A 23378-nucleotide genomic window follows, 5' to 3' on the forward strand; every position below is an offset into this window, starting at 1 on the left:
TTTGAGAGCCTAGGGTGCTTGCATGGCGATGCGTCCAGGAACCGAGCAGCGGCTGCTCGACGCGGCCGAGGAGCTCTTCTTCACGCGGGGCATCGCCGCCACCCCGATCGACGCCGTGCTCGATCGCGCCGGGATCTCGAGCGCCACGCTCTACCGCGGGTACGCGAGCAAGGAAGCCCTGGTCGCCGCGGCGCTGGATCGGCGGCACGACGACTGGCTCGCCACGTGGGACCGCGCGGTCCAGGCCGCTCCGGACGACCGTGGCCGCCTGCTCGCGGTGTTCGACGCGCTCGACGACTACCGGTCGACCGCCGCCGGTTCGCGCTGGTGCGCGTTCCTCGGGACCGCTGCCGAGTACGCGGACGCCCCAGCCGAGGTGCACGAGGTGCTCGACCGCGAGACCGGGGCGCTCCGGACCCGGCTGACCGAACGTGCCGCGCCCGTCGTCGGCGAGCGCGCCGGGGCCCTGGCCGACCAGCTGCTGCTCGTCGTCTCCGGGTACCTCGCGATGCGCCTGCGCGATCCGTCGGTCGGCACGGCGACGGCGCGTGCGGTCGCCGTGGCGCTCGTCGCAGCAGCCTGACCGCTCGTCAGCGCCCCGGGGTTCTCCGACGCTGCGCTGGGTACCTTGCCCGGTGTGCAGCGACTCTCCTCGACCCTCGTGATGAAGCGCGTGACCTCTGACGGAACGGTGCCCCTCGGATGACCCGTTCGCGTGCGTCGACGATCACCCGTCGGTCGCTGTTGGTCGGGGGAGTCGGCATCGTCGCCGCGGGTGCAGCCGCCGAGGCGGTGAACCTCGACCTGCTGCCGGGTCGGTCGACGATGTACCGCGTGCTCGGGCTCAACGGTGCCGACGGCACGATCCCCGACGTCGACCCGGTCCCCTCGGTCTCCGGCACCTTCGTGTCGACCGCGCGGAAGGGACGGACCGTCGGGTGGACCATCGCCGCCCCGGAGTCGGGCACCCCGCTGCCGGTGGCCGTCGCGTTGCACGGCTACGGCGACGACCACTCGGCGTTCTTCGGGCGGGAGCTCGGCTGGGACCGGTTCCTCGCGGCGCACATCACGGGTGGCGGCGCTCCGTTCGCGATCGCCTCGATCGACGGCGGCAACCGCTACTGGCACCACCGTTCCGACGGGGACGACCCCGCAGCGATGGTCGTCGACGAGTTCCTGCCCCGGATCGCGCGGCGCGGGTTCGACACCGACCGGCTCGCGCTGACCGGGTACTCGATGGGCGGGTTCGGCGCTCTCCGGCTCGGCGGGGTGCTCGGTGCGTCTCGCGTCCGCGCGGTGTCGGCGATCAGTCCGGCGCTCTGGACGGCAGCAGCGGACACCGCCCGCGGAGCCTTCGACGACGCGGCCGACTTCCGAGCGAACACGGTCCTCGGTCGGCAGCGCGCGCTCGACGGGATCGCGGTCCGTGTCGACTGCGGCAACGGTGACGGGTTCGCTCGGGCGGCCCACGCCTACGTCGACGGTTTCGCGACGCCGCCCGCCGGGGGCTTCGAGCCCGGCGCCCACACACACGGCTACTGGCGCCGCCTGGCACCGCAGCAACTCGCCTTCCTCGGCCGTCACCTGGGTCGCTGACCCAGCCCGCGCCCTGGGCGGTCGCCGAGGCGGACGGGAGGCCCGTGGCGTCCCCGCACCGCGCCTCCAGGCCGCCGATCGGTCGCGCCCACGGCCCGTGCCGCGTGGCGAGCAGCGCTCAGGCTCGCCCGCGGTTGCGGCGCCGGATCTCCTTCGGCGCCCGACCGGCCATGAAGGACCTCGCAGGATCGACGAGGAAGCCCTGCCGCAGGGCCTCGCGCCCGACGAGCATCCGGAACCCCATCTGATCGCGGTTGCTCAGGGTGACCTCGGACATGACGGCACGCCCGGCCAGGGTGATCGTGGTGAGCACGACGATGCGCTCCTGGGTGTGCCCGGTCGAGCTGCGGATGATGCGCCGGTCGTGCACGTCGCACTCGATCGTGACGGCGTCGGCATCGGTGTCCTGCCACGGGTGCACCGAGAACCGCACCCGGTCGCCCGGGAGTTCTTCGAGGTCGAACGCGTGAAGCGCCGAGCTGCGCGCACCGGTGTCGAGCTTGACCTTGATCCACGGCAGACCGAGGTCCGGCAGGCCGGCCCACTCGCGCCAGCCGGCGACGACGAGTCCGCCGTCGGGGGACTTCGGAGCACGGGCCATGTGCCCATCCTGTCCCATGCACGACCCGGCCGGTCAGGCGGGCGGGTTCGGCACCATCCGCACTGCGCTCTTCCGCGGCGGCCCGGGCAGCACCGAAACGCCGGCTGCCTCGGCCGCACGTGCTCCGTCGATGACCGCGGTCGCGCCGCCGAGCGACGGTGCCGGCCCCGCGGTCCCGAACAGTGCCCACGCCTCGCCCCCCGGGTCGAACCTCGAGTCGTAGCGGAGCGCATCGATCCGGTCCTTGAACAGCTCGGCCCATGCCTGCGTCACGGCGTAGTCGCACATGGTCGTGAGTTCGCTCGTGACCCCGAAGCGTGCAGCGCCCGCGCCGCTGACGTGGGCGGAGCTCGCATCGGACGGCGGGGTGATCGTCGAGACGCGGAGGGCGGCAGCGTCGGCAGCGCTCACTTCGTTGCGGCGGACCTTCGGGCCGAAGAACTCTCGGACAGCAGTCGAGGCCGCGGCTGCGAAGCAGCACGTGCCGTTCGGTTCCCGGAGGTTGAAGCGGCCGTGGGGGTGGCTGGCGAAGTACCAGGGCGCGAACTCGGCGAGGTGCGCGCGGAACACCTCGGTGGGGAGTCTGCCCCCGTTGGGGAAGCCGGTCAGGTCGAGACCGGCCGGTGGTGCGGTCTGGACGACGTCGGTGCGTGCGACGGTGGTCATCCGAGTCGGAACGCTCCGGCGAGTGCGGCGAGACGGACCGCTTCGTCCGCGCGGTCCGTCCGGAGCGCCTGGGCCGGCGTGAGTCCGTCGAGTTCGTCCGCCGGCGCGTTCAGCCACACGGCATCGCCCCAGGGGTCGACCCGGTCGGGGTCCAGGCCGGCCAGGACATCGCGCAACCGTGGCAGCAGGATGCCCCGTGCATCGAACTGGAACGACGGGTAGAGCCGGAAGCCGTCGGCTGACAGCACGCAGAGCACGTCGCCGACCTTGGCCTGCGCGTCGAGGGTCTGCCGGCTCATCTGGAACCACTTCCGCAGGCCGGCAGTGTCGTAGAACGGTCCGACGCGCTCGTCGAGCACATCGGCGCCGGGGATGCTGGCGAGCATCCGCTCCGCGACGGCGTCCATCGATCCGTTCACCCGCTCGACCTCGGCGAGATCGATCAGGTCCACGTGCCGCAGGAGCGCGGCCACGAGGCGATCCCGGAGGTCGTCCGCCGCACCGGTGGAGGTGGTGGTCGGTGGCGCGACCGCCTCGGTCGAGGAAGGTCTCCGCGATCGGACACGCCACTCGGACGACGCGGGTCGCCGCGACGTCGACCGTCCGGACCCTGCGAGTCGAGGGGTCCGGTTGCTCCGGGTCGCCCGGAGACCGTGCTGGTCCTTCGTCATTGCGCGCACCGTCCGATCAGTCAATCCAGCGTACCGCACAAGCGTCAAAAGAGTACAACGCGCTCGCTCGCCAAGGCGGTCAGTGGCATCGCGGCGCGGGCGTGCTTGGATGGACCGTCGCCGTCGATCCCACCCCGCGGAGAACCCCTCGATGAAACTCGCCATCCTGTCCCGCGCCCCGCAGGCGTACTCGACCCAGCGCCTCCGTGCTGCGGCGCTCGACCGCGGCCACGACGTCAAGGTGCTGAACACGCTGCGCTTCGCGATCGACCTGTCCGGCGAGGACCCGGACCTGCTGTACCGCGGCAAGCTCCTGTCCGACTACGACGCGGTGCTGCCCCGGATCGGCAACTCGATCACCTACTACGGCACCGCGGTGGTGCGGCAGTTCGAGCAGATGGACGTGTACACGCCGAACACCGCGACGGGCATCACGAACTCCCGCGACAAGCTCCGGGCGAACCAGATCCTGTCCCGCCACCACATCGGCATGCCGGCGACGACGTTCGTGAACAGCCGGGCCGACGTCCGCGGCGCGATCGAACGGGTCGGCGGGGCCCCGGTCGTGATCAAGCTGCTCGAGGGCACGCAGGGGATCGGCGTGATCCTGGCGCCGGAGGAGAAGGTCGCCGAGTCGATCGTCGAGACCCTGCACTCGACCAAGCAGAACGTCCTGATCCAGTCGTTCATCTCGGAGAGCCGCGGTCGTGACATCCGCGCGCTCGTCGTCGGCGACCGGGTGGTGGCCGCGATGCGCAGGACGGCGTCGGGGGACGAGTTCCGGTCCAACGTGCACCGTGGCGGCACCGTCGAGAAGGTCACGCTGTCGCCGGAGTACGAGGCGGTCGCGGTCCGGTCGGCGCAGATCATGGGGCTCAAGGTCGCCGGTGTCGACATGCTCGAGGGCAACGACGGTCCGCTCGTGATGGAGGTCAACTCGTCACCGGGGCTCGAGGGCATCGAGCGTGCGACGGGCTTGGACGTCGCCGGCGCGATCATCGACTTCATCGGCAACCAGGTGGCCTTCCCCGAGATCGACGTGCGCCAGCGGCTCAGTGTGTCGACGGGCTACGGCGTCGCCGAGCTGCTCGTGCACACCAACGCCGACCTGGTCGGGAAGACGATCAAGGAGTCGGGACTGTGGGACCGGGACATCACCGTGCTGACCCTGCACCGGGGCGCGACCGTCATCCCGAACCCGCGCAGTGGCGTCGAGCTGCAGGCCAGTGACCGGCTGCTCTGCTTCGGCAAGCTCGAGGAGATGCGCTCGATGGTGCCGGACCGTCGACGCCGTCGCAGCAAGATCCGGAAGCTCCCGAAGGACGCCTGACACCGCGCGTCCAGCCGAGCCGGACTGCACACACAGGTGAAATGAGGAAGTATGTGTCGGTGACGATCATGACGGAACGGCCGGTCGACCGGGCAGCGAGCAGTGACCGGGCGCCGAGCAGTGAACCCGAGCAGCCCGGCAACGCCACGGCGAAGCACCACAACGTCTCGCTGCTGTCCGTGGCGACGACGACCGCCGAACGCGTGACGACCTCTGCGGACATCGAAGCGCGGCTGCGCGGCGTGCTCCGCCGCCTCCGTCTGCCGATGGGACTGCTCGAGCGGGTCGCCGGTGTGATCGAGCGCCGCAACTGGGGCGAGGGCCAGACCTTCCAGGACGCCGCCATCGACGCCGGCCGTCGCGCCATGGCCGAGGCGGGGGTGCGTCCGGACGAGATCGGGCTGCTGATCAACACCTCGGTGACCCGTCCGCACCTCGAGCCGTCGGTCGCCGTGCGCCTGCACCACGGGCTCGGTCTGCCGTCGTCCGCGATCAACTTCGACATCGCGAACGCCTGCCTGGGGTTCGTCAACGCCATGAGCGTCGCCGCGGGCATGATCGACTCCGGTCAGATCAAGTACGCGCTCGTCGTCGACGGCGAGGACGCCGACCAGGTGCAGCTCAACACCATCGACCGCCTGAACCAGGGCGGTCGGAACCGCAAGGACTTCATGAGCGAGTTCGCGAGCCTGACCCTCGGGTCCGGTGCCGCGGCCGCCGTGCTCGGCCCGGCGGACCTGCACCCCGAAGGGCACCGGATCGTCGGCGGCGTCACCCGCGCGGCGACCCAGTGGTACGACCTGTGCGTCGGCAGCGTGGACGGCATGTTCACGGACGCCAAGATGCTGCTCAAGGGCGGCATGGAGCTCGTCGTCGCGGCCTGGACCGAGGCCCGTGCCCACTTCGACTGGGCCGACATGGACCGCTACGTCCTGCACCAGGTCTCCGACGTGCACACCAACGCGTTCGTCGAGGCCATCGGCATCCCGCGCGACAAGGTCCCCACCACCTACCAGCGCTTCGGCAACGTCGGCCCGGCGTCGATCCCGATCACCCTGGCCGACGAGGTCGAGTCCGGCGGCATCCGTCGCGGTGACCGCGTGTTCCTGGGCGGCGTCGGTTCCGGCATCAACACGGCGATGATGGAACTCCACTGGTGAGGTCCCGGCTGCCCCGCGTCGCCGCGAGCACGGCTCCGGCGACGCAGCCGCCCTCCCTGCCCGGACTCGACCCGGCCTGGTCACGCCTGGTCACGGTCCCGGAATGGTCCGAGAACCGTTCGGGAGGCACGGATCGCGCCGCGCGCACCTGGCACCTCCTCGACACGGCCGGGTCCCTGGCGGCGCTCGGCGTGGAACCGGTCGGCACCATCCTGTGCGTGCACGGCAACCCCACGTGGTCGTACCTGTGGCGGTCGGTGCTCCGCACCTCGCTCGAGGTCGCCCAGGCCGGTGGCCCGGCCTGGCGCGTGGTCGCCGTCGACCAGCTCGACATGGGCTTCTCGGAGCGCACCGGGGTGGAACGGGGGCTGCCGCAGCGCGTCGCGGACCTCGGCGCCCTGACCGACGAACTCGGGCTCACCGGCCCGGTCGTCACCCTCGGCCACGACTGGGGTGGCGTGGTGTCGCTCGGCTGGGCGGTCGACCACCCCGACGTCCTGACTGCCGTGATGACGTGCAACACCGCCGTGCACCAGCCCGACGACGCCCCGATCCCCGCGCCGCTGCGGCTCGCCCTCGGCCCGGGGCTGCTCGGCCGTGCGACCGTCGTGACGCCGGCGTTCCTCGAGACGACGCTCGGCATCGCCCACCCGAAGCTCGACCGTGCCGTGGCCGACGGCTACCGTGCCCCCTACCGCGGCGCCGCGCGTCGTGGTGGCATCGGCGGATTCGTGGCGGACATCCCCGTCGACGACCGGCACCGGAGTGCGCCCGAGCTCGACCGGATCGCCGCCGGGGTCGCTGCGCTCGACGTCCCGGCGCTGCTGCTCTGGGGGCCCCGCGACCCGGTGTTCCTGGAGCGCTACCTCGACGACCTGTCCGAGCGGCTGCCGCAGGCCGACGTCCACCGCTTCGAGGGGGCCGGCCACCTGCTGCCCGACGACGCCGACGTGGCGGGCGCGGTGTTCGACTGGATCGGCGACCGTCTGCCGGACGGACACGTGCCTGCTCCAGCCGAGAGGGGCCTCCCGGTCGACGTCGACCAGTCGACCGACGTGAGCCGCCCGCTCGGCGCCGCGCTCGAGGACCTGCGCGACAGCGACGAACCCGCCCTCGTCGAGATGGCCGCGGCCGGCGGCCCCCGCACGATCACGTGGCGCCTGCTCGTCCGTCGGGTGGACGAGATCGCCGCCGGGCTGGACGACCTCGGTGTCCGGAGCGGTGACCGTGTCTCGCTCCTCGTCACCCCGGGAGCCGACCTGACCGCCGTCCTGTACGCCTGCGTGCGGATCGGTGCGGTCGTCGTGGTGGCCGATGCCGGACTGGGGCTGCGCGGTCTGACCCGTGCGGTCCGCGGAGCTCGGCCCGACTGGATCATCGGCGCGCTGCCCGGACTCGGAGCCGCTCGTGCACTCGGCTGGCCGGGTCGGCGCATCGCGACCGTCCCGCTGCCCGCACCCGCACGGCGTGCGCTGCGCGTCGAGCACACGCTCGTCGACGTCGCCCGGCGGGGTGCCCGTCGGCTCGCGCACGGTTCCGTGCTGCCCACGGTGCCGGCGTCCGACGCTCCGGCCGCGATCCTGTTCACCTCCGGGTCGACCGGCCCGGCGAAGGGCGTCGTCTACACGCACGGACAGCTCGGTGCCGTCCGCGACGTCCTGGCGGCCCAGTACGACATCGGTGTCGGCACCGGCCTCGTCGCGGGCTTCGCACCCTTCGCGCTGCTCGGACCGGCTCTCGGGGCCCGGTCGGTGGCGCCGGACATGGACGTCACCGCGCCCCGGACCCTGACGGCGCGCGCCGTCGCGGCCTCGGTGGCCGCGGCCGACGCGACCGTGGTCTTCCTGTCGCCGGCGGCGTTGGCGAACGTCGTGGCGACGGCACCGGTGCTGACCGACGCCGACCGTGCGGCACTCGCGCGCGTCCGGTTGTTCCTGTCGGCGGGCGCCCCGGTGTCGGCCGCGCTGCTGACCGCGGCGACCGAGCTGATGCCGAACGCGAGTGCGCACACCCCCTACGGCATGACCGAGGGGCTGCTCATGACCGACGTCGACCTGGACGGCGTCCGTTCCGCGGCGGCCTCGGACGACGAGGGCATCTGCGTCGGACTCCCGGCGGCGAACGTGCGGGTGCGGATCGCGCCGCTCGACACGGCGGGTGCTGCGACCGGTGCGCTGACCGACGCGGCGGGCGTCACCGGCGAGATCGTCGTCGTGGCACCGCACGTGCGCGACCACTACGACCGGCTCTGGCGGACGAACCGCGTCGCGCGGCTCGGCGTCGAGGACCCGCGCGGACACCGCACCGGTGACGTCGGACACCTGGACGCGTCCGGGCGCCTCTGGGTCGAGGGGCGGATGCAGCACGTGCTCACCACCCCGGACGGTGTCGTCACCCCGGTCGGACCGGAGCAGCGCATCGAGGGCGTACCCGGAGTCGGCCGTGCCGGCGTCGCAGGGATCGGCCCGCGCGGGACGCAGCAGGTCGTGGCCGTCGTCGAGACCACCGGCGGGCGACGTGTCCGACGGCCTGCCCTGGCTCCGCCGGCGTTGGCCGCTTCGGTCCGTGCCGCGGCCGGGGTCCCGCTCGCAGCGGTGCTGACCGTGCCCGTGCTGCCGACCGACATCCGGCACAACTCGAAGGTCGACCGCGCCCGGCTGTCCCGCTGGGCGACCGCGGTGCTGTCGGGTGGACGGATGGCCCGCCCGTGACGGTCCTGGTCACCGGCGCCAGCGGGTTCCTCGGACAGGCGACCGCCGCAGCCGTGCGGGACGCCGGACACGAGGTCCGCACGTTCCAGCGACGGCCGTCCGGGGTCGCGGGCGTGCAGGACGTCGCCGGTTCGATGACCGATGCCGCCGCGGTGGCACGCGCGGTCGACGGGGTCGACGCCGTCGTGCACCTCGCCGCGAAGGTCTCCCTGGCGGGTGACCGGGCCGACTTCGTCCGTGTGAACGTCGACGGCACCCGAGCACTCGTCGACGCCGCACGCCGTGCCGGCGCCCGGCGGTTCGTGTTCGTCTCGTCGCCGTCGGTCGCGCACACCGGATCGTCGCTCGTCGGCGCCGGAGCCGGTGTCGCCGAACCCGATCGTGCTCGTGGCGACTACGCCCGCACGAAGGCCGCGGCCGAACTCCTCGCGCTCGACGCCGACGCTCCTGGGTTCGCCGTCGTCGCCGTCCGGCCGCACCTGGTGTGGGGGCCGGGGGACACGCAGCTGATCGGCCGGATCGTCGAGCGGGCACGGGCCGGGCGCCTGCCGCTGCTCGACTCCGGTGCCGCCCTGATCGACACCCTGTACGTCGACAACGCCGCGTCGGCCATGGTCGCGGCGCTCGAGCATGCGGCGGACGACGGGGTGCACGGCAACGCCTACGTCGTCACGAACGGCGAGCCCCGACCCGTCGCGGACCTGCTCGCCGGGATCTGCGCGGCCTCGGGGGTCGCGGCACCGCGGTGGCACGTGCCGGCTGTCGTGGCCCGGGCCGCGGGCTCGCTCGTCGAGGCCGTGTGGCGGGTGCGTCCGGGGCAGGACGAGCCGCCGATGACGCGGTTCCTCGCCGAGCAGCTGTCGACGGCGCACTGGTTCGACCAACGCCGCACCCGAGCCGACCTGCAGTGGTCCCCGTCGGTGTCGATCGACGAGGGTCTCGCGCGCTTGGCGGCGGCTCAGACCTCGTCGGCCGCGACGTAGACCCAGGCCGACAGGCCCGAGGTGAGCTCGACCCGGATGCGCTGGTAGTCCGCGACCTCGTAGTCGTCGACGGCGCGGAGCTGCCACTCGTAGCCGAGGGTCAGGGCGACACCTTCGACGACGTCGTCCGGTGCACCCCGGCGGAGGATCGGGTGCAGGTCCGAGCCGCTCGTCCGGACCACCTCGGGGTCGGTGATCGCCACCCAGTCGAGCCGCCACCCGGGCAGCGTGTCCGGGGTGGTCGGGACGTGGCCGCCGAACAGCGACTCCTGGACGAGCGGCTGTCGCAGCGTGCCGTACGAGAACACCCGGTGCGTGGTGCCGGGCCACGGCGCGGGGCGCCGGATCGGTTTCGGGCCGATGGTCGGGGTCGACGTCCACACGAGTGCTCCGGCGACGCCGGTCAGTCCGAGGTGGAGCAGCCCGACGACGCCGAGCACGCTCCCCCAGACGATGCCGGAGGTGTCACCGGGGCAGGCTTCCCAGAACTCGTCCTCGGACGAGCCGCACATCGCGTGTCCGTTCGCGACGCCGACGGTGATCGCGATGATGCCGACGACGAGACAGACGAGCGCGAACGCGCCGAGACCGATGACCCAGCGCTGGCCGGGGGAGAGACGCTTCACGTCGCGAGGGTAGCGGACGCGGGGCCCGGATCACGCGCGCCGATCGGCGCAGGTGATCCGGGCCTCCAGGTCGTCAGCTGTGCCGCTTGGCGGCCTTGGCGATCTTCTTGCCCAGCTTCTTGCGGGCCTTGCGGGCGTGCGGGTCGTTCCAGGCCTTGCGGACGGTCTCGCCCTTGGACGTCTTGATGACCGGGCGGTTCGCGCGGGACCCGAACCAGAACCCGATCAGGACGATCAGGCCGATGACGATGATGCGGTTGCGCATGGTGGGACTCCTTGGTCGGTGGTGCAGGTGCCGGCGGATCAGCCGGTGAAGCGTTGCCAGAGCTCGGTGACGATCGGCCACACGTCCCCGGCGCGGTCGGCGGACCCGACGGCCACCAGGACCACGGGGACGATCGTGACGGCGATGCTCACCAGGACGGCGAGCACGACCGAGATCGTCGCCGTCGTGGTGTGCCGACGGGTGAGGGCCATGGCGAGGAGCGCCAGCACGACGATCAGCCCGAGGACCGCGACGACCGTGACCCGCACGAACGGGAACGGCACGAGGCCGGCGGTGGTGGCGGTGACGCCGCCGAGGAACCCGACCAGGGGCAGGAACGCCCCGAGCAGGACCCCGGCGACCAGGACCACGCCGATGCCACCGGCGATCCACACACCGCGCGGCCGGGGCCGACGGGTGCGGGGCCGACGACCGCCGGACCAGGCGGTGGTCACGGTCGGTCCGTGGTCGGGTCGGTCGGCTGGTCGCCGTCGCGGGCGGCTGCCCGCGCTGCCTCGCTGGCGTCGGCTGCGGCGTCGGCGGCGTCCTGCGCGGCGTCCTCGGCGGAGTCGGCGGCACGCACCGCTGCGTCGGCAGCCGTCTCGGAGGCGACGACGGGGGTGGCAGCGTCCTCGTCGACGACGGCCGCACGTGCGCTGCTGGCCGCGTCGCGCGCGGTGTCAGCGGCGTCTCGGGCACCCTCGGATGCACGGTCGAGCGCGTCGGACGCGGCTTCGTGCACGCGTCCGGCGGTGGCGGTCGTCGCGTCCACGGCCTGTTCGGCGGCGTCCGCGGTGACGTCGGCCGCACGCTTCGTGGCATCCGCGGCCTGGTCAGCGGCCTGCTTGGTGACCTCAGCGGTGGCCGAGGCAGCACGCTTGGCGGTGTCGACCGTCGCGTCGGCGGCACGCCTGGTGGCGTCTGCGGTGACCTCGGCCGCCTGCTTCGTGACGTCGGCGGTGGCGTCGGCGGCACGCTTGGTCGCCTCGGCCGTCGCGTCGGCCGCCTGCTTCGTGGCGTCGACGGTCGCCGTCGCCACGCGCTTCGTGGTCTCGCTCGTCGCCTTGGCGGCATCCTGCACGGCATCGCCGACGGCGGTGGCCGCACGCTCGACGGGCGAGGGCTCGTCGTCGAACGGCCCGTGCACGTCGAGGACGCGGACGTCCACGGTCGTCGGCGCGGATGCGACCTGGCCGGCTGCTGCAGCGACCTGTCGTTTCACCTCGTCGGCGACCTCGCGGACGTTCTGCGGATAGGTCACGATGACGGAGACCTGCACCGCGAAGGTGCCGTCCTCGTCGTCGACCTGCACACCGGCGGTCCCGGCGGAGCGGCCGAGCCGCTTCCGCACTTCGTCGGCGGCTCGGGACACGGTCCCGCCGAGGTGGTGCACGCCGGGCACGCCGAGCGCCGTCTCCGCCGCGGTTCGCGCGATGAGCATCGCGGGGGTCGCGTCGTCGGGCAGCGGCTCCGTCAGTTCTGCGGGCAGGGCCACCTCGGTGACCTGCGTGTGCGCATGGGGGTCGTGCTGCATGGTTCCTCCTCGTTCGGGTCCGCGGAACGCATCGGGGCACTCGACGTCGCGAGTGCCCCGACACGCATCGAGCGTCCTAGTTCTTGAAGACGTCCTTGACGTCCTCGCCGGTCTTCTTGACGCTCGCGGAGGCCTGGTCCTTCTGGCCCTCGGCGACCTTGGAGTCGTCGTTCTGGGCCTTGCCCACGGCTTCCTTCGCCTTGCCGGCGAGGTCCTGAGCAGCGTTCTTGATCTTGTCGTCGAGTCCCATGACGGGTCCTTTCATCGGTCGGGCGTGCGCCCGGTGGTGGGTGTTGCGTGGGTCTTCGGTGGGCCGGGAGGCCCGGGGTCGCGTCCGGCTGACGGGTGTCAGTGGACGCGCGTCGACTTCGCGAGCGCCGAACGGGTCCCACCGGTGAGGTGGACCAGGACGGGCACCTGGCGGCCGAGCGTGCGGTCGAGGACCGCGACGGCGCGGTCGACGGCGTCGAGCACCGAGACGGCGTCCCCGCCGCGGCGGACCGCGACGCGGATGCGAGCGGCACGCTGCTTCCGCACCAGGTAGGTGTCGACCCGGGAGCCGACGACGTCGCGGACCCCGGCGAGCTCGTGCTCGACGACGTCGCGGACGAGTGCGACGTTCACCGTGACGGCGTCCTCACCGGAACGCTCGCGGACGGCGACGGACGTGCCGCCCCCGCCGCGGGTGAACACCCAGACCAGGGCGAGCACGATGACGACGGCGCAGGCGGCGGCGACGATCCAGAGCGAGGACGCGGGGACGTCCAGGCTGCTCGGCAGGTCGACGGTGGGCTTGATCGCGTCCTGCACGGCGGGCACGACGCCCGCACCGATCGTGAGACCGACGACGACGGCGACGAGGCCGAGGACGAAGAGGATGATCCGGTTCATGGTCCGGTTGCTCTTGGTCATGCGATGGTCCCCTTCTCGTCGACGCGGACGCGGATGTTCCGGCCGAATCGTTCGTCGAGACCACTGAGGCGGTCGCGGACGGCTGCCTGCACGGCCTGCTCGTCGACCGGGATGCCGGTGACGGGCACGATCCGGACGTCGGTGCGGCGACCGCGGGCGGTGGCCGAGGCGTTGCCCTCGGGGACCCCTGCGGCCGTGCCGGCGGCGTTGGCCGCGGTCGAGGCGACGATGCGGGTGTCGATGACGACGGCGCCACGGTCGTGCTGGACGACGGAACGGTGCTGGCGACCCGGCTTCAGGGCCAGGACGATCAGCACGATGCCCAGGACCACGAGCACGACGGCGATGACCTCGGCGATCGTGACGAACGCGGCATCGGGCTGCAGTGCGGCGTCGACGGCGGTCTGCGGGTCGGCGAGGAGCGGAGGCCGCCCGATCGCCCGCAGGACCGACTCCGTGCCGATCCACGCGGCGACCAGTGCGAGGACCACCAGCGCCACCGCCACTGCGGTCGAGCGGGAGCGGTGCACGCTCCGACGACGGATGCGTCGTTCGACGGAACCGTTGCTCATGATGGTCTCCTACCGGGTTCGGGACTCGCGCTCGCGCACGATCCCGGTGAGTTCGATGTGGGCACTGCCGACGCGGCGGCCGGTGAGTTCACTCACGCGGCGCTTGACCTCGTCGGCGACCTGGGCCGAACGGGCGACGAGGTCGTCGCCCGCGGCGATCGGGCCGGTGACGTCGAGGGCCATTGCTCCGGCCGCGTCTCCGAGACCGACCCTGACCCGCTTGGCGGGGGCGCCGAGCCGTTCGGCTGCGACGGCCCGCGCCAGCGAGGTCAGTGCACGAGCGGTGATCTCGACGCGGCCCGGGACGACGTCCGGGCCGGCGTTCACCGGGAGCTCCGGCGCCCGGTGAGCACGTCGGTCAGGGCGCCACGGTCGATCTTGCCGGTGGCGAGGGCGGCCACGAGGGCCCCGATCGCACCGAAGACGATGACCAGGACGAAGCCCCAGAACCCGAACTGCAGTGCGACGACTGCGAGGACGGCGCCGATGAGGGCACCGATCAGTGTGTTGCTCATGCGACTCGCGCTTCCTTCTTCTCGTCGTTCTCGTTGTCGTCGTCGTCGCCCGGGATGAAGACGTCCTGGACGGTCACGTTGACCTCGGCGACCTCCATGCCGACGATCTGCTCGAGGGCACGAGCGACGCTGCTGCGGACGCCGTCGGCGACCTGCTGGAGCGACACCGGGTACTCGGCGACGATGACGATGTCCGCGGCGACCTGCTTCTCGCCGACCTCGACCTTGACGCCCTGACCGAAGTCGCGCTGGCCGATCGCGTCGCGGAGGGCGCCGATCGCACGGGCAGCGCCGCCGCCGAGCGAGTGCACGCCGTTGACCTCGCGCGCCGCGATGCCGGCGACCTTCGACACGACGGTGTCGTCGATGACGGTCTTGCCGGTGACGCCGCCGTTCGAGCCGGCGTGCGAGGTGGCACGGGCCGCAGCGGTGGTTGCCGGGGTGGTGGTGATGGAGTCAGCCATGGTTCGTTCCTTCCGAGTGACCCGCCGGGCGTTCCCAGCGGTTGCTGTTCACGGATGAGACGGGCTGCACCAGAGATTCGTCACACATGACTTTTCGGATTCGGCAGAAATCCAGGAATCCGCGGAAACACGGGGATGTGGCTGTACCCCCTGGCCGTCCGCTCAGGCGGTTTCGCGTGTTCCGTCCGCCGCGTTGCGTTCTGCAGCGGTGCGGATCGCCCGGGCACACGCCATCGGGGACTCGCCGCGCTCGGCCCGGAAGAGCTGCTGCAGGCGTCGCGGCAGGACCCCGGCGGCGTCGGCGATGTCCTGCAGGGAGAGGCCCTCGTCGGCGTGCTGCTCGATGAACGCCACCGCGCGGCGGACGCGCCACGATGACCGACCGCTGTCGGGGCGTGCGGACAGCGACGTGCGGAGCGTGGCAGCGGGGTCCTCGCCGAACCGCTCGCGGTAGGCGGTGGCGAACCGGCCCGGGTTGGTGAAGCCCCACCGACGCGCGACCACGGCGACCCCGTCGGCACCGGGGGCCCGGTCGTCGCCCGCGCGCAGGAGTTCGCTCCGGGCACGGTCGAGCCGGTGCTCGCGCAGGAACCGGTGCGGCGTGGAGTCGAGGGTGCGGGCGAACACGTCCTGCAGTCCCCGCTGGCTGAGTCCGCACGCCGCGGCGATGTCCGACACCGCCGGACGTTCGGCCGCGTGCTGTTCGACGTAGCGGATCGCGTCGCGCAGGCGGTTCGCGACGGGGACGTCGTCGCCGCGGTTGCGGATCGGGAAGGTGTCGAGCACGACGATCGCCAGTCGACGGTTCAGCGCCGTCCGCATCGGACCGACCACGCGGTCGTCCACGAGTGCCGGGCCGAGCTCCCCGATCAGGTGGCGCAGCGGCTCGCGGCGGGCGATGACCTCGTCCTGCTGCTCGAACAGCAGCGGGCCGTCCGGCAGTCGGTAGCCGAGGTCGCGCCCGACGGTCCGCAGGAACGAGTCCGCGATGTGCACCCCGTTGTAGACGGTGCCGTCGGACTCGAAGCGGTACGCCTCGGACGCACTCGCGATGTACGGGCTGCCCGGCTCGACCACGCGCGTGCGGTCGGGGAAGTGCATCTCGAGCCGGCCCCTGGTGAGCCAGAAGACGACGTGGTCCTCCCGCGCCCCGATGACCCCGCCCCGTCGACCGCCCTCGGCGCGCATGGTCCGCAGCGTCAGGTCGTCGTCGCCCACCACGGTGTACTCGTAGCGGGCGTCGTCGGTCGCGTACGTCTCCGAGGCGAAGTCGGACCCGTGGTACTCCGCCTCGAAGATGTCCGAGTAGTCGGAGCCGTCGCCGTCGGCGAACCGCAGTCTGCGGAAGCCGTTCGTCGCCGGATCGGTCATGGTCGAAATCATGACATCGACGGCACGGCGAGGTGAATACCCTCGTTCGTGTCCGCGCGTCCATGGGAGGGAATACCCTAGGGGGGTACCGTATTGAGGACCGTGGAGGCCACCATGCACGAACACGTCGGGTACATCGGCGACAAGGACGACCTGCTCAAGCGGCTCCGTCGCGCCGAGGGCCAGGTGCGCGGCATCGCCCGCATGGTCGAGGACGAGACGTACTGCATCGACGTCCTCACCCAGATCTCGGCGGCGAACCGGGCGCTCGAACGCGTGGCGCTGTCGCTGCTCGAGGACCACCTCAAGCACTGCGTCGCCGAGGCGGTCGCCGAGGGTGGCGACGCCGCGGACGAGAAGGTCCGCGAAGCCAGCCAGGCCATCGCCCGGCTCGTGCGCTCGTGACCGCCGCCCGCACCCGAACCACAGGAGGAGACACCGTGACCACCGAACTGCTGCTCGTCGAGGGCATGACCTGCGAGCACTGCGTGCTGAGCGTGACCGAGGAACTCACCGAACTCGAGGGGGTGTCCGACGTCGCCGTCGCGCTCGTCCCCGGCGGTGCCTCGTCGGTGACCGTCACCTCGGACGCGCCCGTCGACGCCGATGCGCTCCGCGGCGCGGTCGCCGAGGCGGGGTACGAGGTCGTGCCGTCGTGACGGACGGCATCGTCGAGCTCGACATCACGGGCATGACCTGCGCCTCGTGCGCGAATCGCATCGAACGGAAGCTCGGCAAGCTCCCCGGAGTCACCGCCACCGTCAACTACGCCACCGAGAAGGCGCAGGTGCAGGTCGCCGCGGACGGCCCCGCCGACCCCGCTGCCCTCATCGCCGCCGTCGAGTCCGCGGGCTACGGTGCGACCGTCCCCGCGCCGCCGGCCGACACGACGGCGCCGGACGACGACGCCGACGACCCGGCCGGTGCGCTGCGCCGTCGACTCGTCGTGTCGACGGTCCTGGCCGTGCCGGTCGTCCTGCTCTCGATGGTGCCGGTCCTGCAGTTCCCGAACTGGCAGTGGCTCGCCCTGACGCTCGCCGCGCCCGTCGCGGTGTGGGGCGCGCTCCCGTTCCACCGTGCCGCGTGGGTGAACGCCCGACACGGTGCCGCGACCATGGACACCCTGGTCAGCGTGGGTGTGCTGGCGGCCTTCGGCTGGTCCCTCTACGCGCTCTTCTTCGGCGACGCCGGCACCACCGGCATGCACATGACGTTCTCGTGGATCGCGACCGACCCCGAGGCGACCGACCTGTACCTCGAGGTCGCCGCGGCCGTCACGGTGTTCATCCTGGCCGGCCGGTACATGGAGGCCCGCGCCAAGAAGCAGTCCGGGGCGGCACTCCGCGCCCTGCTCGAACTCGGCGCGAAGGAGGCCACGGTGCTGCGCGACGGCGTCGAGCAGCGTGTGCCCGCGTCGGCGCTCGTCGTCGGGGACGTCGTCGTCGTGCGGCCGGGGGAGCGGATCCCCAGCGACGGCCTCGTGCATGACGGGTCCTCGGCCGTCGACTGCAGCATGGTCACCGGTGAATCCGTCCCCGTCGAGGTCGGACCGGGCGATCGGGTGACCGGCGCGACGATCAACGTCGGCGGCCGGCTCGTGGTCGCCGTCACCCGCGTCGGCGCCGACACCGAGCTCGCCCGGATGGGACGGCTCGTCGAGGACGCGCAGACCGGCAAGGCCGACGTCCAACGCCTGGCCGACCGGGTCTCCGGCGTCTTCGTGCCGATCGTCATCGGGCTCGCCGTGCTGGCGTTCGTCGGCTGGCTCGTACTCGGCGGCTCGGTCACGGCGGCGTTCACCGCGGCCGTCGCCACGCTCATCATCGCCTGCCCGTGCGCCCTCGGACTCGCGACGCCGACCGCACTGCTCGTCGGCACCGGCCGCGGGTCCCAGCTCGGCATCCTGATCGGCGGCCCGCAGGTGCTCGAACGGACCCGTGGCGTCGACACCATCGTGCTCGACAAGACCGGCACCGTCACCACCGGCGAGATGACCCTTCGCGCCGTGACCTCGACGGACGCGACCCTCGACGCGGACGCCGTGCTCCGGCTCGCCGCCGCCGTCGAGCACGGATCGGAACACCCCGTGGCACGTGCGGTCGTACGGGCCGCGACGGCCCGCCAACTCGACGTCCCGACCGCAGAACAGTTCGACTCCACCCCCGGCGCTGGCGTGCAGGCCGTCGTGGACGGCGACGTCGTGCTCGTCGGCGGGACCCGCTGGCTCGCAGCGTCCTGGGCCGTCGTCGTGCCCGACGAGGCCTCGGCCGCGGTCACCGCCGCCGAGGCCGACGGGGGCACCGCGGTCGTCGTCGCGCGGAACGGCCGCGTGCTGGGCGTCGTGGTCGTCGGCGACACCGTGAAGCCCGAGGCAGCCGACGCGGTCGCGCGCTTCGTGGCGCTCGGCCTGCACCCCGTCCTGCTCACCGGCGACAACGACGGCGCCGCACGCGCCGTCGCCGCACAGGTCGGCATCGACGAAGTGCACGCCCGCGCGACCCCGGCCGGCAAGCTCGACGCCGTCCGGGCCATGCAGGCCCAGGGACGGAGCGTGGCCATGGTCGGTGACGGCGTCAACGACGCTGCCGCGCTCGCCGCGGCCGACCTCGGCATCGCGATGGGGGCCGGCACCGACGCCGCGATCGCGGCCAGTGACATCACGGTCGTGAGCGGTCGGCTCACCGTCGTCGCCGACGCCGTCCGGCTGTCGCGGGCCACGCTCGGCATCATCAAGGGCAACCTGTTCTGGGCGTTCGCGTACAACGTGGCGGCGATCCCGCTCGCGATGGCGGGGCTGCTGAACCCGGTGCTCGCCGGCGCCGCCATGGCGTTCTCGTCGGTGTTCGTCGTGACGAACAGCCTGCGGCTGCGGCGTTTCGCACCCCGGCCCTGAGGCCGGCCATCCGCCGGACGTGACGCGCGCAGCGAACGCACCCCGTGCCTCCCGTCCGGCGGTGCGCGCGACGGTGCCGACGGCACTACGCTCGAAGACGGTCCGCGACGCACTGGTGCGGTGACCTGCGGGCTGTACGTCTCGAACGTGATCCCAGGAGGACCGAAGTGACCGAATCCGCTCCCGTCGACCCCACATCGACCGAAGGCTGGAAGAAGCTCGACAGCATCGCTGCCGACTTCACCCCTGACCTGCGCGGGTGGTTCGACAGCGACCCCGGCCGTGCCGAGCAGTACACGTTCCAGGCCGCCGACCTGACCGTGGACCTGTCGAAGGGCCTCGTCACCGAGGACGTCCTCGCCGCGCTGCTGCAGGTCGCGAAGGACACCGGCGTCGCCGAGCGCTTCCAGGCGATGCTCTCCGGCGAGCACATCAACGTCACCGAGGACCGCGCCGTCCTGCACACCGCGCTCCGCCGCCCGAAGGCGACCGAGGGGCTCGTCCCGGCGGCGCCGCTGACCGTCGACGGCCAGGACGTCGACGCCGATGTGCACGCCACGCTCGACAAGGTCTACGCGTTCGCGTCGCAGGTGCGTGACGGCTCGTGGACCGGTGTCACCGGCAAGCGCATCGAGACCGTCGTCAACATCGGCATCGGTGGGTCCGACCTCGGCCCCGTCATGGTCTACGAAGCACTCAAGCCCTACGTGCAGGCCGGGCTCGAAGCCCGCTTCGTGTCGAACATCGACCCCGCGGACATCTACGAGAAGACCGTGGACCTCGACCCCGAGACGACGCTGTTCATCGTCGCGTCGAAGACCTTCGGCACCCTCGAGACCCTGACGAACGCGCGCCTCGCACGCCAGTGGCTGTGGGAGCGGCTCGGCCTGACCGACGCCGGTGACGACGAGAAGAAGAACGCCGTCGCGAAGCACTTCGTCGCCGTGTCCACCGCGCTCGACAAGGTCGAGGCCTTCGGCATCGACCCCGAGAACGCCTTCGGGTTCTGGGACTGGGTGGGCGGCCGCTACTCCGTCGACTCCGCGATCGGCACGAGCGTCATCGTCGCGATCGGCCAGGAGAACTGGGAGCAGTTCCTCGCCGGCTTCCACGCCATCGACGAGCACGTCCGCACCACGCCGCTCGAGCAGAACGTCCCCGTCCTGATGGGCCTGCTCAACGTCTGGTACACGAACTTCCTCGGTGCGCAGAGCCACGCTGTCCTGCCGTACACGCAGTACCTGCACCGCTTCGCCGCGTACCTGCAGCAGCTCACCATGGAGTCGAACGGCAAGCGCGTCCGCTGGGACGGCTCGCCCGTCACCACCGAGACCGGCGAGGTCTTCTGGGGCGAGCCCGGCACGAACGGCCAGCACGCGTTCTACCAGCTCATCCACCAGGGCACCCGCCTGATCCCGGCCGACTTCATCACGGTCGCGAACCCGGCCCGTCCGCTCAAGGACGAGACCGGCGACGGCAAGGGCGTCGCACCCGGCACCGACGTGCACACGCTGTTCCTGGCGAACTTCTTCGCGCAGACCAAGGCGCTGGCGTTCGGCAAGAGCGCCGACGAGGTCCGGGCCGAGGGCACCACCGACGAGGGGATCGTCGCGGCGCGCACCTTCCCGGGCAACAAGCCGACGACGTCGATCCTGGCGCCGGAGCTCACCCCGAGCGTGCTCGGCCAGCTCATCGCGCTCTACGAGCACATCGTGTTCACCGAGGGCACGATCTGGGGCATCGACTCGTTCGACCAGTGGGGCGTGGAGCTCGGCAAGCAGCTGGCGCTGCAGGTCACGCCCGCCGTCGAGGGCGACCAGGCCGCGCTCGACGCGCAGGACGCCTCGACCAAGGCGCTCATCGCGAAGTACCTGGAGCTGCGCAAGTAACGACGCACCCACCTGCGAGACGGGAGGCCCGTGGCGGATCCGCCACGGGCCTCCCGTCCGTCTGCCGGTCGCGCTGGCCGCGGGGCGGACCCGAGGCGGTTTTCGCGCTGAGCGACAGTTCACGCGCGGCGCGGCCCGTGAGGTGTCGCTCACCGCGAAAGGTCGCCGGCGCCGTGGCCGCCGCGGTCAGCGGGCGAGCGGGTCGAGGTTGAGCGTCGTTCCCTCGTAGAGGTGCTGGTCCGTCCCGAACACCTGCACGCCCTCGTTGAGCCAGACGAGCGCCCGCACGCTGATGCCGAACCGCGCGGCGACGTCTCCGATGAGGTCGTCCGGCGCGACCGTGTACGACCGCGGCGTCCCGCCGGTCGTCGTCGCGGTGACCGGACCGGTCGCGTTCGCCCGGGCGCCGGCGTCCTCCGGGTGCACGTTCGTCTGCCGCGCCGGGACGGACCACCGCACGGTCGTCACCGCGAGCACCTTGCCGGCCCCGATCTCGACCGGGGCCTCCTGCCCCGGAGCCGCCGCGGAGTAGGTCACGAGCGTGGTGAGGTGCGACGGGTCGACGCCGGAGCCGCTCAGCGGGACGTCCACCGCGGTTGCCGTGCTGGTCGGCCCACCGAGCGTCCGGTCGCCGACGCCGGGGTAGGTCAGGCCGTCGCCGACCGCGCGCGGCAGGTCGAACAGGCCGACCCCGACCGGCACCGGCAGGGTCGAGGTGAAGCCGGAGTACTGCGCGGTGAACGTGTCGTCGCCGACCGCGACCACGCGGAACCGGAAGTGCACGCTGCCCTTCGGCGACGCGACGTCGCCCTGGGCGAGGACGGTCCCGGCGGGGATCGGCGTCAGCGTCGGAGCCGGAGCCGCCGACTCGGTCGGTTCCGGGGTCGGCGTGCGGGGGTGCGCCGACGACTCGAGGAGGTCACCCTCCGGGTCGTCGTCCGGCGTCGGTGTCGGGTCGGCCGACGAGGTCGGCGTCGTCGCCGGGGTGGACGGGGCGGGGAGGGCTCGGTCCGACCCGCGCAGCAGCGAGCACCCCGACAGTGCCACAGTGGCCGCGACGACGACCCCGATCGCGAGCGTCCGGTTCATGATTCCCCCTCAGCTCGATGCTAACCGCGCGGTGTCCCCGGGGCGAACGCAGCGCCTCCGTCCTGTGTCTGCAGACGTACCGCGGATCCTCCGTCGTCCACGACGAGTGATACCATCGGTATCAACGAGAGCAGGTGGTCATGGGCGTCAGGGTGGTCCCCGAGCGACGCGGTGGGTCAGACCCCCGTCGACCCGACACCGAAGCCGTCGTGCGCGCGTTGGCCGGTCGGACCGACAGTGCGCCCGCGACCGTCCGTGCGGCGGTCGAGCACGTCCTGCACAGTCGTGAGCAGCAACACCACGCCGAGATGGAACTGCGGCGCGGGATCTTCAAGCTCGCCGACCTCGGCGTCCCGCAGCGCGAGATCGCGAAGCTCGCCGGGATCTCCCAGCCCGAGGTCTCGCGGCGGCTCTCCCGCAGGACCCTGACCACGAAGCGGCCGTCTCCGCGTGAGGTCATCTCCCGGCGCGAGGGTGGCCAGATCGACTCGGAGACGATGCTGCGCGAGCTGTCGTCGATGGCGTTGACGCACCGCACCCCGAAGCGTGGTGCGGCGTTCGACGGTGCCGCCTCGGCCACCGGCACCACCAAGGAACTCGCGGCGGCGTTCCAGGACGGCCTCCTGTCCGAGGTCGAGTACGAGACCGTCCGCCGGGCGATCGCCGAACGGCAGACCCGCAAGCGCACCCGGTGACGAAGCTCCGCGACCGGGTGGCCGTCGAGCTGGGCCGTGCGCTCCGGGCCGACTCGCTCGACAACCCCTGGTCGGACACTGCCGGCGCGAGCACCAGGACGATCTACGCGCCGGACGGCTTCCTGTACGAGGCGAGCCGCCTGCGGTTCCACGAGTCCGTGCTCGAGGAACACCGCGCGCTGACCCCGTCGCCGGTCACCGACGGCTCGCTCGCGGTGGTCGTGACGGCCGGGCCGCCCGGGTCGGGGAAGTCGACCGCCCTGGAGCGGATGCCGGAGCTGTGCGGGTACCGGTCGATCGACGCCGACGACTTCAAGGACCCGCTGCTCCTGCGCGCACAGGCGGACGGTCTGGTGGACCGGTGGACGGCTCGTCGCCTGGCCGACGACCGGCCCGTGCAGCTCCGTGAGATCGCCGGGTTCGTGCACGCCGAGTCGACCACCGTTGCCGACACGCTGCGCCGCCGCGCCCTCCGCAACGGCGAGAACGTCGTCGTGCACGGCACCCTGTCGAGCGTGGACTACCTCGACGACCTCCTCGCCGAGCTCGACGACGCCGGGTACGAGAAGCTGCGCATCGTCACCGTGGAGGTCCCGCTCGAGACGGCGATCGCGCAGGCGACCGATCGGTGGTGGAGCGTGCGTGATGCCGCCACGGATCCGCTCGGTGGTCGGTTCGTTCCCGAAGCAGCCATCCGTCGCTACTACCCGACCGGGTCGACCGAGTCGGTGTGCGGCGCGAACGCCCGGGTCCTCGGTGACCGGGCCGCCGACCTCGGCTGGGACGTGTCGATCGTCTGAGCGGTCGCCGGTGTCGGTCGGAACGGCTACCGTCG

General features: G+C 72.3%; 27 protein-coding genes. 12 read left to right on the plus strand and 15 right to left on the minus strand.

The window, feature by feature from the left end; all coding sequences use genetic code 11:
- The first annotated feature begins 22 nt into the window (after window positions 1-22).
- Window positions 23-583 carry a TetR/AcrR family transcriptional regulator gene (locus EDF53_RS00440; RefSeq protein WP_123291753.1) on the plus strand — a complete coding sequence of 187 codons (561 nt, stop codon included), beginning with the start codon at window positions 23-25 and terminating at the stop codon, window positions 581-583.
- A gap of 119 nt (window positions 584-702) precedes the next feature.
- Window positions 703-1596 carry an alpha/beta hydrolase family protein gene (locus EDF53_RS00450; RefSeq protein ID WP_123291754.1) on the plus strand — a complete coding sequence of 298 codons (894 nt, stop codon included), beginning with the start codon at window positions 703-705 and terminating at the stop codon, window positions 1594-1596.
- Window positions 1597-1714: 118 nt separating this feature from the next.
- Here EDF53_RS00450 and EDF53_RS00455 read toward each other — a convergent pair whose 3' ends face one another.
- Genes EDF53_RS00455 through EDF53_RS00465 form a run of 3 tightly spaced genes read right to left on the minus strand, consistent with a single transcriptional unit; the run spans window position 1715 to window position 3336 of the window.
- Window positions 1715-2197 carry a RimK/LysX family protein gene (locus EDF53_RS00455; RefSeq protein WP_123291755.1) on the minus strand — a complete coding sequence of 161 codons (483 nt, stop codon included), beginning with the start codon at window positions 2195-2197 and terminating at the stop codon, window positions 1715-1717.
- A gap of 33 nt (window positions 2198-2230) precedes the next feature.
- Window positions 2231-2863, minus strand: coding sequence for an RES family NAD+ phosphorylase (locus tag EDF53_RS00460; RefSeq protein ID WP_123291756.1), 633 nt, complete (start codon window positions 2861-2863; stop codon window positions 2231-2233).
- The gene (locus EDF53_RS00465) at window positions 2860-3336 is read right to left on the minus strand and encodes a hypothetical protein (protein ID WP_148058237.1); all 477 of its coding nucleotides are present in this window, start codon (window positions 3334-3336) and stop codon (window positions 2860-2862) included. Before EDF53_RS00465 ends, EDF53_RS00460 begins: the two co-directional genes overlap by 4 nt.
- Window positions 3337-3685: 349 nt before the next feature.
- On the opposite strand from EDF53_RS00465, the gene rimK reads away from it, so the two are divergent.
- Genes rimK through EDF53_RS00485 form a run of 4 tightly spaced genes read left to right on the plus strand, consistent with a single transcriptional unit; the run spans window position 3686 to window position 9718 of the window.
- A complete protein-coding gene (gene rimK / locus EDF53_RS00470) occupies window positions 3686-4864 on the plus strand; it encodes a 30S ribosomal protein S6--L-glutamate ligase (protein ID WP_123291758.1) in 1179 nt (392 codons plus the stop codon).
- A 53-nt stretch (window positions 4865-4917) separates the two neighbouring features.
- Window positions 4918-6024 (plus strand): 3-oxoacyl-ACP synthase III, encoded by a 1107-nt coding sequence (locus EDF53_RS00475; protein ID WP_111084764.1) that lies wholly within the window; start codon window positions 4918-4920, stop codon window positions 6022-6024.
- The gene (locus EDF53_RS00480; protein ID WP_260215140.1) at window positions 6021-8735 is read left to right on the plus strand and encodes an alpha/beta fold hydrolase; all 2715 of its coding nucleotides are present in this window, start codon (window positions 6021-6023) and stop codon (window positions 8733-8735) included. Before EDF53_RS00475 ends, EDF53_RS00480 begins: the two co-directional genes overlap by 4 nt.
- Window positions 8732-9718, plus strand: a complete 987-nt coding sequence (locus EDF53_RS00485) for an NAD(P)-dependent oxidoreductase (RefSeq protein WP_123291759.1) — start codon at window positions 8732-8734, stop codon at window positions 9716-9718. The genes EDF53_RS00480 and EDF53_RS00485 overlap by 4 nt, the downstream gene beginning before the upstream one ends.
- On the opposite strand, the gene EDF53_RS00490 is transcribed toward EDF53_RS00485, so the two are convergent.
- The 11 genes from EDF53_RS00490 to EDF53_RS00540 form a co-directional block, all read right to left on the minus strand.
- Window positions 9694-10344, minus strand: coding sequence for a gamma-glutamylcyclotransferase family protein (locus EDF53_RS00490; protein ID WP_260215141.1), 651 nt, complete (start codon window positions 10342-10344; stop codon window positions 9694-9696). The two genes, EDF53_RS00485 and EDF53_RS00490, sit on opposite strands and share 25 nt — an antisense overlap.
- A gap of 73 nt (window positions 10345-10417) precedes the next feature.
- Complete coding sequence (locus tag EDF53_RS00495) at window positions 10418-10609, minus strand: hypothetical protein (protein ID WP_111084762.1); 192 nt, start codon at window positions 10607-10609, stop codon at window positions 10418-10420.
- Window positions 10610-10647: 38 nt separating this feature from the next.
- Complete coding sequence (locus EDF53_RS00500) at window positions 10648-11064, minus strand: MFS transporter permease (RefSeq protein ID WP_123291760.1); 417 nt, start codon at window positions 11062-11064, stop codon at window positions 10648-10650.
- Complete coding sequence (locus EDF53_RS00505; protein WP_123291761.1) at window positions 11061-12143, minus strand: Asp23/Gls24 family envelope stress response protein; 1083 nt, start codon at window positions 12141-12143, stop codon at window positions 11061-11063. Before EDF53_RS00505 ends, EDF53_RS00500 begins: the two co-directional genes overlap by 4 nt.
- A 76-nt stretch (window positions 12144-12219) precedes the next feature.
- Window positions 12220-12393: a CsbD family protein gene (locus EDF53_RS00510; RefSeq protein WP_123291762.1), complete on the minus strand. Its 174-nt coding sequence runs from the start codon at window positions 12391-12393 to the stop codon at window positions 12220-12222.
- A 98-nt stretch (window positions 12394-12491) separates the two neighbouring features.
- On the minus strand, window positions 12492-13055 hold the full coding sequence (locus tag EDF53_RS00515; RefSeq protein ID WP_123291763.1) for a hypothetical protein: 564 nt from the start codon (window positions 13053-13055) through the stop codon (window positions 12492-12494).
- On the minus strand, window positions 13052-13627 hold the full coding sequence (locus EDF53_RS00520; RefSeq protein WP_123291764.1) for a DUF6286 domain-containing protein: 576 nt from the start codon (window positions 13625-13627) through the stop codon (window positions 13052-13054). Before EDF53_RS00520 ends, EDF53_RS00515 begins: the two co-directional genes overlap by 4 nt.
- Before the next feature lie 9 nt (window positions 13628-13636).
- Window positions 13637-13954, minus strand: coding sequence for a hypothetical protein (locus EDF53_RS00525; RefSeq protein WP_123291765.1), 318 nt, complete (start codon window positions 13952-13954; stop codon window positions 13637-13639).
- Entirely contained in the window at window positions 13951-14142 is a 192-nt protein-coding gene (locus EDF53_RS00530) for a DUF2273 domain-containing protein (protein WP_123291766.1), read from the minus strand. The genes EDF53_RS00525 and EDF53_RS00530 overlap by 4 nt, the downstream gene beginning before the upstream one ends.
- Entirely contained in the window at window positions 14139-14606 is a 468-nt protein-coding gene (locus tag EDF53_RS00535; RefSeq protein ID WP_123291767.1) for an Asp23/Gls24 family envelope stress response protein, read from the minus strand. Before EDF53_RS00535 ends, EDF53_RS00530 begins: the two co-directional genes overlap by 4 nt.
- 162 nt (window positions 14607-14768) lie before the next feature.
- The gene (locus EDF53_RS00540) at window positions 14769-15977 is read right to left on the minus strand and encodes an AraC family transcriptional regulator (RefSeq protein ID WP_165918763.1); all 1209 of its coding nucleotides are present in this window, start codon (window positions 15975-15977) and stop codon (window positions 14769-14771) included.
- Window positions 15978-16091: 114 nt separating this feature from the next.
- On the opposite strand from EDF53_RS00540, the gene EDF53_RS00545 reads away from it, so the two are divergent.
- From EDF53_RS00545 to pgi, 4 genes are all read left to right on the plus strand, one after another.
- Window positions 16092-16382 (plus strand): metal-sensitive transcriptional regulator, encoded by a 291-nt coding sequence (locus EDF53_RS00545; RefSeq protein ID WP_111084793.1) that lies wholly within the window; start codon window positions 16092-16094, stop codon window positions 16380-16382.
- Between the two features lie 35 nt (window positions 16383-16417).
- Window positions 16418-16636, plus strand: a complete 219-nt coding sequence (locus EDF53_RS00550) for a heavy-metal-associated domain-containing protein (protein ID WP_374202908.1) — start codon at window positions 16418-16420, stop codon at window positions 16634-16636.
- Complete coding sequence (locus EDF53_RS00555; RefSeq protein ID WP_123291769.1) at window positions 16633-18870, plus strand: cation-translocating P-type ATPase; 2238 nt, start codon at window positions 16633-16635, stop codon at window positions 18868-18870. Before EDF53_RS00550 ends, EDF53_RS00555 begins: the two co-directional genes overlap by 4 nt.
- Before the next feature lie 167 nt (window positions 18871-19037).
- Window positions 19038-20759: a glucose-6-phosphate isomerase gene (pgi, locus tag EDF53_RS00560; RefSeq protein WP_123291770.1), complete on the plus strand. Its 1722-nt coding sequence runs from the start codon at window positions 19038-19040 to the stop codon at window positions 20757-20759.
- Between the two features lie 186 nt (window positions 20760-20945).
- Here the strand turns inward: pgi and EDF53_RS00565 are convergent, their stop codons facing one another.
- Window positions 20946-21848 carry a LysM domain-containing protein gene (locus tag EDF53_RS00565; RefSeq protein ID WP_123291771.1) on the minus strand — a complete coding sequence of 301 codons (903 nt, stop codon included), beginning with the start codon at window positions 21846-21848 and terminating at the stop codon, window positions 20946-20948.
- Window positions 21849-21988: 140 nt separating this feature from the next.
- Between EDF53_RS00565 and EDF53_RS00570 the strand changes: the two genes are divergently transcribed.
- Window positions 21989-22543 carry a hypothetical protein gene (locus EDF53_RS00570; protein WP_123291772.1) on the plus strand — a complete coding sequence of 185 codons (555 nt, stop codon included), beginning with the start codon at window positions 21989-21991 and terminating at the stop codon, window positions 22541-22543.
- The gene (locus EDF53_RS00575; protein ID WP_123291773.1) at window positions 22540-23343 is read left to right on the plus strand and encodes a zeta toxin family protein; all 804 of its coding nucleotides are present in this window, start codon (window positions 22540-22542) and stop codon (window positions 23341-23343) included. The genes EDF53_RS00570 and EDF53_RS00575 overlap by 4 nt, the downstream gene beginning before the upstream one ends.
- Window positions 23344-23378 lie beyond the last annotated feature (35 nt).

This window comes from Curtobacterium sp. PhB78 (assembly GCF_003751685.1).
Taxonomy (GTDB): domain Bacteria; phylum Actinomycetota; class Actinomycetes; order Actinomycetales; family Microbacteriaceae; genus Curtobacterium.

Coding starts and splice junctions, on each gene's coding strand:
- EDF53_RS00440 (WP_123291753.1), top strand. CDS start 23: ATGGCGATGCGTCCAGGAACCGAGCAGCGGCTGCTCGACGCGGCCGAG.
- EDF53_RS00450 (WP_123291754.1), top strand. CDS start 703: ATGACCCGTTCGCGTGCGTCGACGATCACCCGTCGGTCGCTGTTGGTC.
- EDF53_RS00455 (WP_123291755.1), bottom strand. CDS start 2,197: ATGGCCCGTGCTCCGAAGTCCCCCGACGGCGGACTCGTCGTCGCCGGC.
- EDF53_RS00460 (WP_123291756.1), bottom strand. CDS start 2,863: ATGACCACCGTCGCACGCACCGACGTCGTCCAGACCGCACCACCGGCC.
- rimK (WP_123291758.1), top strand. CDS start 3,686: ATGAAACTCGCCATCCTGTCCCGCGCCCCGCAGGCGTACTCGACCCAG.
- EDF53_RS00495 (WP_111084762.1), bottom strand. CDS start 10,609: ATGCGCAACCGCATCATCGTCATCGGCCTGATCGTCCTGATCGGGTTC.
- EDF53_RS00505 (WP_123291761.1), bottom strand. CDS start 12,143: ATGCAGCACGACCCCCATGCGCACACGCAGGTCACCGAGGTGGCCCTG.
- EDF53_RS00510 (WP_123291762.1), bottom strand. CDS start 12,393: ATGGGACTCGACGACAAGATCAAGAACGCTGCTCAGGACCTCGCCGGC.
- EDF53_RS00515 (WP_123291763.1), bottom strand. CDS start 13,055: ATGACCAAGAGCAACCGGACCATGAACCGGATCATCCTCTTCGTCCTC.
- EDF53_RS00520 (WP_123291764.1), bottom strand. CDS start 13,627: ATGAGCAACGGTTCCGTCGAACGACGCATCCGTCGTCGGAGCGTGCAC.
- EDF53_RS00530 (WP_123291766.1), bottom strand. CDS start 14,142: ATGAGCAACACACTGATCGGTGCCCTCATCGGCGCCGTCCTCGCAGTC.
- EDF53_RS00535 (WP_123291767.1), bottom strand. CDS start 14,606: ATGGCTGACTCCATCACCACCACCCCGGCAACCACCGCTGCGGCCCGT.
- EDF53_RS00540 (WP_165918763.1), bottom strand. CDS start 15,977: ATGACCGATCCGGCGACGAACGGCTTCCGCAGACTGCGGTTCGCCGAC.
- EDF53_RS00545 (WP_111084793.1), top strand. CDS start 16,092: ATGCACGAACACGTCGGGTACATCGGCGACAAGGACGACCTGCTCAAG.
- EDF53_RS00565 (WP_123291771.1), bottom strand. CDS start 21,848: ATGAACCGGACGCTCGCGATCGGGGTCGTCGTCGCGGCCACTGTGGCA.
- EDF53_RS00570 (WP_123291772.1), top strand. CDS start 21,989: ATGGGCGTCAGGGTGGTCCCCGAGCGACGCGGTGGGTCAGACCCCCGT.